Source organism: Bacterioplanes sp. CLAM21 (genome assembly GCF_059641015.1).
In genome coordinates, this window is the sequence record NZ_CM184929.1 from 3,606,641 (window position 1) to 3,619,733 (window position 13,093).

The 13,093-nt window shown below is 50.8% G+C and carries 8 protein-coding genes; all 8 read left to right on the plus strand.

Features of this window, described 5'->3' with window-relative positions; all coding sequences use genetic code 11:
* Nucleotides 1-40: 40 nt before the first annotated feature.
* The 8 genes from AC55FS_RS16500 to AC55FS_RS16535 all read left to right on the plus strand — a co-directional run bounded on the left by AC55FS_RS16500 (nucleotide 41) and on the right by AC55FS_RS16535 (nucleotide 12,933).
* Nucleotides 41-1,258, plus strand: a complete 1,218-nt coding sequence (locus AC55FS_RS16500; protein ID WP_496933359.1) for a tyrosine-type recombinase/integrase — start codon at nucleotides 41-43, stop codon at nucleotides 1,256-1,258.
* Nucleotides 1,255-2,769, plus strand: a complete 1,515-nt coding sequence (locus AC55FS_RS16505) for a site-specific integrase (protein WP_496933360.1) — start codon at nucleotides 1,255-1,257, stop codon at nucleotides 2,767-2,769. Before AC55FS_RS16500 ends, AC55FS_RS16505 begins: the two co-directional genes overlap by 4 nt.
* Entirely contained in the window at nucleotides 2,762-4,756 is a 1,995-nt protein-coding gene (locus tag AC55FS_RS16510; RefSeq protein ID WP_496933361.1) for a hypothetical protein, read from the plus strand. Before AC55FS_RS16505 ends, AC55FS_RS16510 begins: the two co-directional genes overlap by 8 nt.
* A gap of 2 nt (nucleotides 4,757-4,758) precedes the next feature.
* A complete protein-coding gene (locus tag AC55FS_RS16515; protein WP_496933362.1) occupies nucleotides 4,759-5,169 on the plus strand; it encodes a hypothetical protein in 411 nt (136 codons plus the stop codon).
* Nucleotides 5,170-5,259: 90 nt separating this feature from the next.
* Nucleotides 5,260-6,966, plus strand: coding sequence for a class I SAM-dependent DNA methyltransferase (locus tag AC55FS_RS16520; RefSeq protein ID WP_496933364.1), 1,707 nt, complete (start codon nucleotides 5,260-5,262; stop codon nucleotides 6,964-6,966).
* Complete coding sequence (locus AC55FS_RS16525) at nucleotides 6,956-8,362, plus strand: restriction endonuclease subunit S (protein ID WP_496933365.1); 1,407 nt, start codon at nucleotides 6,956-6,958, stop codon at nucleotides 8,360-8,362. Before AC55FS_RS16520 ends, AC55FS_RS16525 begins: the two co-directional genes overlap by 11 nt.
* A gap of 90 nt (nucleotides 8,363-8,452) precedes the next feature.
* A complete protein-coding gene (locus tag AC55FS_RS16530) occupies nucleotides 8,453-9,727 on the plus strand; it encodes an FRG domain-containing protein (RefSeq protein WP_496933366.1) in 1,275 nt (424 codons plus the stop codon).
* 56 nt (nucleotides 9,728-9,783) lie between these two features.
* Nucleotides 9,784-12,933: a type I restriction endonuclease subunit R gene (locus AC55FS_RS16535; RefSeq protein WP_496933367.1), complete on the plus strand. Its 3,150-nt coding sequence runs from the start codon at nucleotides 9,784-9,786 to the stop codon at nucleotides 12,931-12,933.
* Nucleotides 12,934-13,093 lie beyond the last annotated feature (160 nt).

Sequence of the window (13,093 nt, forward strand, 5' to 3'; positions counted from 1 at the left end):
AGTTTGATACATTGAAAAAATGTAAAAAACAGAGACTGTCATGAAGTTATCAGTGCGCAGGTTGAAACTCTCAGATGGTGAGCGATCAGCCATGCTCGTCGATGAAAGTGGTGTTCCACTTTTCTATCCATCACTGTACGTCACTGTTTACATGCGTGGACGTTCACTCGCTGTAAATACGGTTGAGAACTCACTCAACGCGATTAAGGCTTTGTACGCATGGCAGACCTATTACGATTTGGATCTCGAATCACGATTTTCTCAAGGCGACTTTCTTCGCCCAAATGAGATACATGCTTTACGCGATTTCATGCAGAAGCCATTGGTCCGGAAAGGACAAGCTAAGGTTGTCTCTATTTCAGAACGTCGTAACCTTGTTAGTACGAGCAATCAGTATGCTCGTTTGTCTGTACTTGCTGATTACCTGGGCTTCCTTGCAAAACAGCTGCAACCATCTTCGAAACGCGATCATGATCATGTAGAGCGAATGGTTTCGCAGATAAAAGCCAACCGTCCCAAGAAGCCAACAAAATCCAGTCCAAATAGAGATGAAAAGCATTTGGATGATGCGGTTCTGGATTCCCTTGAAAAGGCATTAAAACCGGGAGCTGAGAACAATCCAGCCAAGGAATATGCAGTCCAGGTTCGTAATGCTTTGATGTTCTCGATACTGCGGGTCACGGGTCTTCGACGTGGTGAATTGCTTAACCTGAAGGTTGAAGACATCGACTTTGCCAAAAACACTCTGAAAGTTGTCAGGCGACCGGACTCCAAGGATGACGTACGTGCATTCCAGCCTGTTGCAAAAACACGAGAGCGCACCATTCCACTGATTCCCGAACTCATCAATCGCATCTATGAATACGTGCTCGAACACCGAAATAAAACTTCGGGTGCAAAGAAGCATGGTTATCTGTTCGTAACTCACAAAGAGGGGACGTCACTGGGTCAGCCAATATCAAATGCTGCGTTCGGAAAGTTCATGGCTGACTTGAAACGGATCGCAGACAACCACGATGGAATTCATGCTCACGCCCTACGCCATCATTGGAACTATTCTTTTTCAAAAGCCTGTGAAAGCAAAGGCGTAACACCAGAACGAGAGGAGAAAATTCGTTCATATCTGATGGGCTGGAGTGAAACCTCAGGAACAGCCGCGACTTACAATCGCAGGCATATCAAGGAGCAAGCGAACAGTGCTGCTCTTGAAATTCAAAATAAGCACATAAGTAAAAAGTCGGAGGGATGTGAAGAATGAGCATTCCTGCGTCACATAAGATTGATAGCCGCGACTTTTATTCCAGAGCTGAATATCAAGTCAAATTCTCCAGCGAACGCTGGCAACTTAGCAAGGACGTCGAAATTCCAGTTAACGCACTTAAAAGGCTGTTAAGTCAGGATATGTACCTGTCTGCACTGCATGTGCTGGCCTTTTACTCGATATCCAACTCTCCGGCACACGTACATAATTTGTTTTATCGCTTCAAGTTATACCTGGAATCAACAACTGGCCAGCCGCTCTTCAGTGTTGAATCGCTAATTTCGTATCGCTCAATGCTCGATAAACATACTGAATGGTACCTAGGGGCTCTTCGCGGATTCATCAGAAAGTGGTCTGAACTGGGATACAGCGGTGTACCTCATGAGACCATCAAGCTTTTGAATAAATGGACGATCAAAGGCAACGAGAAAGGCTTTGCCGTTCAGTCCATGTGTCCTGACAGTGGTCCGTTATCGGATATCGAAATGGAAGCCGTTATCGGTGCAGTCATCACAGCATTCGGAGAAAAACGTTTAACACTTGCCGATACCTGTTATGCGCTGATTCTTGCGATGACAGGGCGTCGCCCGACACAAATTACAGCGTTGAAACTGATGGATTTGGTTCAGCAGTCCGATAAGTACTTCATCAGGTTTCCTCGCGCCAAACAGCGCAGCCAGGCATGGCGCCAATCGTTTAATCAATTTGCAGTAGTCGAAGACCTATGGATCGTTTTGCAGCAGCAAGCTGAGGCCGTTCGCCAACAGTTCAGCACCGTCTTAGGCGCAGACATCGCCCCGAATCTCATTCCCGAGCTGCCGTTATTTCCCGCCCTCGAAACAGCCAACTCTATATCAGATTTAAAAGAACAACTCATAAGCGACCGCCTGCATGCTCCAAGTGACTCGGTAAGAAGAGCCATGTTTCGAGTTGAAAAAACGATAAAGGTTATCAGCGAAAGAACCGGTGAGCCGGTGCGTCTCAACCCGACTCGTTTTCGATACACACTGGGAACCAATCTCGCCCGTGAAGGCAAAGGCGAATACGTTATTGCCGAGGCGCTCGACCACTCCGACACCCAAAACGCTGGCGTCTATGTACGAAACATTCCAGAAATCGTCGAACGCATAGACAAAGCCGTAGCTCTGCAATTGGCTCCGATAGCACAAGCATTTCAGGGCGTATTGGTTGTATCCGAAAATGACGCCAAACGTGGCGACGATAGGAGCAGCAGGATTTCCAACGGCACCGCTAACCTTGGCACCTGCGGCAGTTGCGGTTTCTGCAGCGCCTTAGCTCCAGTGGCTTGTTACACCTGCAATCATTTCCAGCCCTGGCTCGACGGGCCACACGAAGCCGTTCTGGAAAGGTTGATCAGTGAGCGAGATAGCGTGTTAGAGCATACCAGCGATAACAAAATTGCTGCGGTGAATGACCGCTTGATCCTGGCCGTAGGTGATGTCGTTAACCGTTGTAATGCGATGAAAAACGGAGTGATTGATGGCTGATATTCTTCTATTCACTCCAAAGCATCAGCTGAATGCCGAGGCCAACCTGCGCGACTTCGTCGCAATGTGTCGTCATCGCCTGACTGTGTTTGGAGCTGATCTGGATTGGGATAGCGATACCTGGACTGGTGTTGGCAACTTTACCGTCATTGGAGCTCCGTCCAGAGGGTTTTCGAACGAACAACGACTCAACCCCGGCATTATTCCTTTCGCAAAAGCCTATGTGCGTTACCAACAGGGCCACAAACCCACAAAGCTCAAGAATGAGTTCAAGGCCATCCGCTGCATTGAAAAAGCGCTTCTGTTGGTAAAAGGCAAAGCTGACATCACCCAAACAGACGTACAGGTGATGGATGTCGCTGCACAGGTAGCAAGAGAATACAAAGCCTCTGCCTACCAGGCGGGTAACAGCCTGGTAACCCTCGTTGAATTCCTCAACGAAAGCAAAATCATTCCAGCCCCGCTCACCTGGAAGAACCCGATCTCCAAGCCTAAAGAGATCAACCGAACAGACGCTGAAGGGAAAAAGAAACGATCCGAAAAAATGCCTGACCAGCGTCACCTCGGATTTATGGCCGAGCTGTTTGCCAATAACCCACAAGGCTCACGGGATAGATTCACCACATCGATATTTGCGCTATTGATGTGCGCACCGTCCAGAATCAGCGAAGTTCAGGATCTCCCGGTGAACTGCCTGCACAGAGAAACCGACAGCAAGGGGATCGAACGCCTTGGTCTGCGTTTCTATGCCGGAAAGGGTTATGGGTCCGACATCAAGTGGATTCCAACCGCTCTCAAGGATATTGCTATCGAAGCGGTTCGTCGTCTGACCGAGCTGTCCGAAGAAGGCCGTAAACTGGCGATCTGGTACGAGAATCATCCCGACAACTTCTATCGCCATGACAACTGTCCGGATGTTGGGGAGCATGATCCACTGACTAACCAGCAGGTATGCAGGGCGCTTGGGCTGTTGGAAGGCCGTCAAACTATCTCGCAGTATTTTAAAGACTACGCCCCATACAAAGAACTCAAGGCCAAAGACGCCCCTCTCACCCTCGCCTTCCTGAATGAATTTGTTCGCACTGTACTGCCTGCTGGCTGGCCATGGAAAAACAAGGAACGGCACATTACCTATTCACAGTCGCTCTGTTGCTTTCGAAACCACGAATTTCATCAAAGCAGAAAACCAAGCCCTGTCCTGCTTTGGACTCCTGGCAAAACCACGTTCACCAACGACCTCAATTACATATCAGGCCAGGAAAGCAATATTTGGCGACGCCACGGTTACAGCAATACCGACGGGACCGAAATATCCATGACGTCCCATCAACTAAGGCATTTCTTGAATACCATTGCCCAGAAGGGCGATCTCGGTCAGCTCGATATCGCAAAATGGTCTGGCCGCGCCAATATTCACCAGAACGCCACCTACAACCACATGACCGACGACGATTACGTTGCTTTGGCCCGACAAGCTGGCTTTGGTGGCGTCCTTGAGAAAATAAGGACTCATACCCCCGTCACCTTCTCGGATCTTGAAGCCATAGGCGAAGGCATTGCTCACGTCACGGAATATGGCTTTTGTGTGCATGACTTTTCCATGCTGCCATGCCAAAAACATCGTGACTGCCTGAATTGCACGGAACAGGTTTGTATCAAGGGGGATGATGAAAAACTGGGTCGCCTTAAGAAACAACGCGATGGCATCCGCTTGCAGCTCAACAAGGCGCAGCAAGCGTCTAAAGACGGAGTCTACGGTGCAGACCGCTGGAGCCAACATCAGCTGCAGACACTGGAGCGGGCTGAAAAGCTCATTCAGCTGCTGGAATCTCCGGACCTGGAAGACGGAGCAATCATCAAACTGAGTAATGATCAGGAGTTCAGTCCGCTGAATCGGGCACTGGCTTCACACACTGCTCAGACCACACCATCCATTCCCTCGCCAGATCAAGATATGGACGAGCTGCGCTCGTTGCTCGGAGGTTAACCATGGCCAAACATCTGACCCCAAAAGACATTGATTCAATTATAAGCCTTATCGATGGTTGGGATGGCAAGTTATCATGGGAGGCTATATGTGATGCCTCTGAGCCCCTGACCGGAACCCGGCCAACACGCCAGACACTCAATGCGCATGAGCGAATCAAATCCGCCTTCAGCCATAAAAAAGAACAGCTGAAGAATGGTTTTGTCTCGACCAAAAGACCGCAAAGCCTGAGCATTGCGGAACAAAGAATCCGACGCCTTGAGAGTGAAAACAGCCGTTTGAAAGCCGAGAATGCCAACCTGCTTGAGCAATTCCTGAAATGGCAGTACAACGCATACAAACATGGTTTATCCAAAGAAAAGCTCGATGCCGATCTACCGGCCATTGACCGCGATTCGTCAGAGCGAAAGTAACCATCAAATTTTGAATAGGGATGAGGTCAGTTAACTGATACCGAGCCAAAGACAGGCCTCCCCTGAATAAGGAAAATCCCAGAGGAACGGATGAATAACACCGAACAGCAATTTCTTAACGATCTCGACAACAAGCTCTGGAAAGCCGCCGACAAACTGCGCTCTAATCTCGACGCCGCCAATTACAAACACGTGGTGTTAGGCCTGATCTTCCTCAAGTACGTCTCTGATGCGTTCGAAGAGCGTCAGGATGCCTTGCTGGAGCTATTCCAGACCGATAACGACGACAATATCTACTACCTGCCTCGTGACGATTTCGACAGCGACGCTGACTACCAGCAAGCCCTCAAAGACGAGCTGGAGATACTCGACTACTACCGCGAAGACAATGTGTTCTGGGTCCCCAAAGCCGCCCGTTGGAAAACATTGCAAGAGAAAGCCGTGCTGCCCATCGGCTCTGTGCTTTGGCAAGACGACGCAGGTACTGATGTAAAACTTCGCTCCGTTTCCTGGCTGGTCGACAACGCGCTGGACGAGATCGAGAGGAGCAACGCCAAGCTCAAAGGCATCCTGAACCGCATCGGCCAGTACCAGCTCGACAACGACAAGCTGCTGGGCCTGATCAACACCTTCTCCGACAGCTCCTTCACCAAACCGCTGTACAACGGCGAGAAGCTCAACCTGCACAGCAAAGACATACTCGGTCATGTCTACGAATACTTCCTCGGCCAGTTCGCACTGTCAGAGGGCAAACAAGGCGGCCAGTATTACACCCCAAAAAGCATCGTGACCCTGATCATCGAAATGCTGGAGCCATACTCCGGTCGCGTCTACGACCCGGCCATGGGCTCCGGTGGCTTCTTCGTTTCCAGTGACAAGTTCATTGAGGGGCACGCCCGCGAGCAGCACTACAACGCTGCTGAGCAAAGAAAACACATATCCGTCTATGGACAGGAGTCCAACCCCACTACCTGGAAGCTAGCGGCCATGAATATGGCGATCCGAGGTATTGACTTTAACTTTGGCAAAAAGAACGCTGATACCTTCCTTGATGACCAGCACCCGGATCTGCGCGCCGACTTTGTCATGGCCAACCCGCCATTCAATATGAAGGACTGGTGGAGCGAGACCCTGGCCGACGATGCCCGCTGGAAATACGGCACCCCACCCAACGGCAACGCCAACTTTGCCTGGATGCAGCATATGCTTCATCACCTGGCGCCGACAGGCAGCATGGCGCTGCTGCTGGCCAATGGCTCCATGAGTTCCAACACCAATAACGAAGGTGAAATCCGCAAGCGCCTGATCGAAGAAGATCTAGTCGAATGCATGGTCGCCCTGCCGGGCCAACTGTTCACCAACACCCAGATCCCGGCCTGTATCTGGCTGCTGACCAAAGATAAAAGTGGCAAAGACGGCAAAAAACGTGACCGTCGCAATGAAGTGTTGTTTATCGACGCCCGCAACCTTGGCTATATGAAGGATCGCGTCTTGCGCGACTTTACCGCTGACGATATCAGCAAGGTCGCCGACACCTTCCACGCGTGGCAGAGCGGTAAAAATTACGAAGATGATGCCGGGTACTGCGCTACCGTCGATTTCGAGAAGATCAAGAAACACGAGTTTGTACTGACTCCGGGCCGCTACGTCGGCGTACCAGACCAGGAAGACGACGGAGAACCTTTTGCCGAGAAAATGGCACGACTGACTGAGCAGCTGAAGGCACAGTTTGAAGAGAGCGATCGACTGGAAGCGGCAATTAAGCGCAATCTGAGGGGGCTGGGGTATGAGCTTTGATGAGTTGAACACACTCCCAACAGGCTGGCGCCAACTAACAGTTGCTCAACTGGTAGCCGACGGAGTGATAGAAAAACCACTCGATGGCAATCATGGAGGCATCCATCCAAAAGCTGATGACTACGTGGAAAGTGGCGTGCCTTTCGTCATGGCATCTGACCTTGATGGTGGAAGAGTTGATCTAACCGGCTGCAAGTTCATTACAGAGGAGCAAGCTAGAGGTTTGCGAAAAGGCTTTGCCAAGGCTGGGGATGTACTGCTTTCGCACAAGGCGACTATAGGCCGTACTGCCATTGTTCAGGACTCAGATCACCCGTTTATAGTGTTGACACCTCAGGTGACGTATTACCGTGTATCTGATATCAGTCAGTTGAATGCTGTTTATCTTAAGGCTTACTTTGACTCCACATTGTTTCAAACCGTCTTAGGTCAATGGGCTGGTTCTGGTTCCACCCGAGCTTACCTTGGAATCACAGGGCAACTGAAACTCCCCATTATTGTTCCTCCTATAGATTTTCAGAACTCTATTGCAGAACAGGCCGGTGACCTAAACGACAAAATCCAGATCAACCAACAGATCAACCAAACCCTCGAACAGATGGCGCAGGCGATCTTCAAGAGCTGGTTTGTCGACTTCGAACCGGTCAAAGCCAAGATCGCCGCACTGGAAGCAAGCGGAAGCGCCGCCGATGCCGAGCTGGCCGCTATGCAGGCTATTAGCGGCAAAGACTCAGATCAGTTACAACAAATGGCCAGCGAGCAGCCGGAAAAGTACGCCGAACTGCGTGCCACAGCAGAGCTGTTTCCATCTGGCATGCAAGAGTGTGAACTCGGGGAAATACCCGAGGGGTGGGAAGTCCGGCGAATTGATGATGTCATTCAGCGACTGAGCGTCGGGAAAAAGTACTCCCAGAAGACAGTCTCTGATTCAGGTAGTGTTCCAGTTTTAGATCAAGGGAAGTCGGGTATCATCGGTTACCACAATGATAAACCTGGTGTAAAAGCCAGCACTGACGACCCAGTCATCGTATTCGCAAACCATACCTGTTACATGCGTATAATCACTCACGACTTCAGCACGATTCAGAACGTACTCCCATTCAAGGGCTTAGACGTTAACGTGCATTGGCTTTACTTCGCCACTCTTGGGAAACAGAAGTTTGTCGAGTACAAAGGGCACTGGCCAGACTTTGTTATTAAAGAGATCGTGATCCCCAACGGCTCTCTTACAGATCGGTTTGGCCAGCACGTATTCAACATGATGACGCTCACTTATCGTAATGAGCAGCAGAACCAATCTCTTTGCAGTCTGCGAGATAGCCTCCTCCCCAAACTCCTATCCGGCGAACTGACTCTACCTGAAACCGATAGTATTCAGGATCACCCCCATGTCTGAGTTAGCGTCAGAAACCGGGCGAGTTATAAAGACCGCCAGTAATCCAATTAAGGATAATTCAGCTGTATTTTTAAAGGATGAGCAGTAACGATGGGAGACATCGTCAGTTTTGAAAAAATTCCTGTTTGGAATTCAGAAACACCTGAGCAAAGTTTTGAAATAATGTCGGACAGCGCCAATGGACGTATTCCTGTTACTCGCATTGAACGCTGGCAGGATCTGAGTGATTTGCTGGAAAGCCCTTTTTTCAACCAGCCTCAAACCCAATACATTTTTCGTGGGCACCGTCGTTATGACTGGGGGCTGATGCCAACGCTGGCGCGGGTCACCCAGAACGGCATCATCGAAGCATCATTGGCTAATGAGCAGCTGGACTATTTCAGGCGTGCGGTGAGAGGACGGGTATCCGACCGCAGTCTCGTAGAAGACGATGACGAACTTTGGGCCGTAGGCCAGCACTATGGCTTAATGACACCGCTGCTGGATTGGACTTACTCCCCCTATGTCGCTCTGTTCTTCGCATTTCATCGCGAAGACTCCACCGAAGAAACCGATAATCCGTATCGCACTATTTACGTGCTGAACAAGAGTTTTGTGGCCGATGAAGAACTGTGCCCCGACATACGGGTGTTTGAGCCACGCAAAGATGATCACGGCCGTTTGGTGAATCAGGCCGGGCTGTTTACGTTTTCTTCGTTCGGTTCAACCATCGAGAATACGCTAAGCGATACGCTTTCCAGTGAAGACTTTGACGATGACAAACTGCGGACGGCCTCTGAAGAGGATCAGCCGGGAATCCTGGCAAGCTACATCTGCAAAATTTACATCAAGAATGAAGATCGGGACGGCTGTGTAAGGCATCTGAGGCGCATGAATGTACATCATGCCAGCCTGTTTCCAGACCTTATCGGCGCATCTGAATATTGCAATCTGGTCATCGCTGAGCAGCAACGAATGCACGAGATTGGCGCTTTAAAACCAACCTCACCAGCAGAGCAGCCAGCCTCAACGTCAGAAGTCGCGACCTTAGAATCCGCTGCCCAAGCAGCCCTCTCAGAGCCGATATACGATGTTCCGCACCAGGATGCCCTTGATGCCGGAGCGATTGCCGTCCAGCTTGGCCGCTTTTGCAACCACTCAATTGAAAAAGAAAAAGTCGAGTACATGGCTACAGCCATCGCGAGGCAGTTGAGTAAATTAATGGTCGTGGATTGGTCAACCCGAGAGTCCGTATTGGAGCAAATGCGTTCATCGACGCGCATCACCCTTCGCAAGCTCGGCTACCCAGAAGAACACAGAGACCTTGCTATCAATGCAGTGATTGAGCTGTTACATGAGCAGTCAGAGACAGAGCAGCAGCCTTAAGGGCAACAAACCGATATCAAGCTCAGACCGATAAGAACATTGTTAAAGGATTACAAATGAACGAAGACCAGCTGGAACAGCTCTGCCTGGAATGGTTTGCCGATAACGGCTGGGAGGTCGCCTATGGGCCAGATATATCCCATGATGGCCCAAATCCTGAGCGCTCGGACTACCGTCAGGTCCTACTTCTGGCAGATCTGGAAGCAGCTCTACGCCGCATCAACCCACACCTGCCTGAATCGGCGATTGAACAAGCCATCGCACAGGTCAGTAAGCCCGATAGCCTGGACCTGGTCGTCAGCAACCGCGATTTTCACCGCTTACTGCTGGAAGGCGTTCCGGTGGAGTACAAGCAGGACGACCGTGTTGTGCATGACCACGCCCTGTTGATTGACTTCGAGTCACTCCAACAAAACCGCTTTCGCTGTATTAACCAGTTTACGATTCAGGGCAGTAAACAGCTGCGCCGTCCGGACGTTATCTGCTTTATCAATGGTCTGCCCATTGCGGTATTAGAGCTGAAAAGCCCCAGCAGTGAAAACGCCGATGTATGGGATGCTTTTAATCAGATCCAGACCTACAAGGATGAGATCCCGGATCTGTTTATCTTCAACGAGGCCTTGGTCATTAGCGATGGCTGGACGGCACGAGTTGGCTCCCTTACGGCTGATCCAGAACGCTTTCTGCCGTGGCGCACCCTCAAGAACGAAGATGATAAACCGCTACTGGAGCTGCATCTGGAAACTCTGGTTCGGGGGTTCTTCGACCGTGAGCTGCTGCTGGACTACATTCGTTTCTTCGTATTGTTCGAGACCGATTCAGAGCGCCTGATCAAGAAGATCGCCGGTTATCACCAGTTCCATGCAGTACGAGAAGCTGTCAAGGCAACAGTCATCGCTGCCGAGCATGTGGAAGGTGTTGGCGAATACCGGGCAAATTATGCCGAGCGTGTTGTACCAGGCAGTAAAAAGGCCGGGGTTGTTTGGCATACGCAAGGGTCAGGCAAAAGCATTTCCATGTGCTGCTACGCTGGCAAGTTGCTACAACAACCACAGATGAATAACCCGACGTTGATCGTCGTCACCGACCGTAATGATCTGGATGGCCAGCTATTCACCACCTTCAGCGTGGCGAAGGAGCTGCTGAAACAAACCCCGGTACAGGCGGAAGACCGCGATACCTTGCGCCAGTTACTGGCAGAACGGGAGTCCGGCGGCATTATCTTCACCACAGTGCAGAAGTTCGCGCTGCTCGACGACGAATCCAGTCACCCGATCCTTAACGATCGCCACAATATCGTGGTGATTTCTGATGAGGCGCATCGCAGCCAATACGGCTTGAAGGCAACACTGAAACAGGACGGAAGCTATAAATTTGGTTATGCCAAGCACTTGCGCGATGCATTGCCGAACGCCTCTTTTATTGGCTTCACCGGCACGCCAATCAGCAGTGAAGACAAGGACACTCGCGCCGTCTTTGGCGACTATGTATCGATCTATGACATTCAGGATGCGGTAGAAGATGGCTCGACCGTTCCGATTTACTACGAATCCCGACTGGCTAAACTCGATATCAATCGTGACTTGATTGAGGATTTGTCAGATCAGGTCGAAGAAGTTGTCGAGGACGAAGAGGATGTCAGCGCCCGTGAGCGCACCAAGGGCGAATGGAGCCGCCTGGAGAAGCTGGTTGGAGCAGAGCCACGGCTGGAACAGGTTGCAACAGATCTGGTCGCTCACTTCGAAGCACGTACCGCCACCATCGACGGTAAGGGAATGATTGTCGCGATGAGCCGCGACATCTGCGCTCAGTTGTATAACGAGATAGTAAAACTCCGCCCTGAATGGCACGACCCCGATCCAGAGAAGGGCGCCATCAAAATCGTGATGACAGGCTCAGCGTCGGACAAACCGCTGTTGCAACCGCATATCTACAACAAGCAAACCAAGAAACGGCTGGAAAAGCGTTTCAAGGACGTAAACGATCCGCTCAAGCTGGTGATCGTGCGCGACATGTGGCTGACCGGCTTTGATGCCCCCTGCTGCCACACCATGTACGTCGATAAACCGATGAAGGGCCACAACCTGATGCAGGCGATCGCCCGTGTAAACCGGGTGTTCAAGGATAAGCCGGGCGGCCTGGTTGTGGACTACATCGGTATCGCCAATGAGCTTAAACAGGCTCTGAAGACCTATACCGACTCCAAGGGCAAAGGCGAACCCACTCACAGCGCCGAAGAAGCCTTCGCTATTTTGCTGGAGAAGCTGGATATCATTCACGGCTTATTCGCCAAAGGTCCGCAGTCTGATGAGTTTGATTACAGCGAATTCGAAACCAAGCCCCAGCAGCTGCTAATTGGAGCCGCGAACCATATTCTCGGTCTGCCTGATGGCAAGAAACGATTCCTCGATACTGTGTTGGCGATGACCAAGGCCTACACCCTGTGCAGCACTTTGGACGAAGCAAGAGAACTGCAAAAAGAGATCGCCTTCCTTTCGGCTGTGAAAACCGCAATCACCAAAAGCACCAGTGTCGACCGCAAGCTGACGCAGCAGGAAAAGAACTCAGCGTTAAAACAGATTCTGGATAACGCCATCGTCGCTGAAGGCGTCGATGACGTGTTTGCGCTGTGTGGCCTCGACAAGCCCAACATTGGCTTGCTGTCTGATGAGTTTCTCGAAGATGTGCGGCAGATGCCCTATCGTAACCTCGCGGTCGAGTTGCTGGAAAAACTGCTTAAAGACGATATTAAAGCAAAGACCAGCAACAACGTTGTGCAAGAGAAAAAGTACTCTGATCGCTTGCAGGAGACCCTGCGCAAGTACAACAACCGAGCCATCGAGACCGCTCAGGTAATCGAAGAGCTGATTGCCATGGCCAAGCAGTTTCAGGAAGAACTGGCTCGGGAAGCAGCACTCGGATTAAACCCGGATGAAGTCGCCTTCTACGATGCACTCGCCAATAACGAGAGCGCAGTGAGAGAACTGGGCGATGAAATCCTGAAGAAAATTGCCGTCGAGATTACCGACAAGCTGCGCAAGTCCACCACGATCGACTGGCAAGTACGCGAGAGCGTTCGTTCACGGCTAAGGATTCTGGTACGCCGTACTCTGCAACGTTACCGCTACCCACCAGACCAGGCAGCAGAGGCCGTTGAGCTGGTGTTAAAACAGGCTGAAGCACTGTCGAATAGCTGGACGGCATAAGAGGTTATGACTGGAGAGGGTTTCCAGCCATATCAACAAAAGCCCATTGTGACGACATAGGCCTCACAACGGGGCTTGCTATTGAGTCCGCCCAAAAGGCATTTTGTAAATTTTTCAGCGCCCACAGCATTAAATCTTACAAAATAGTTTACATTTAAAG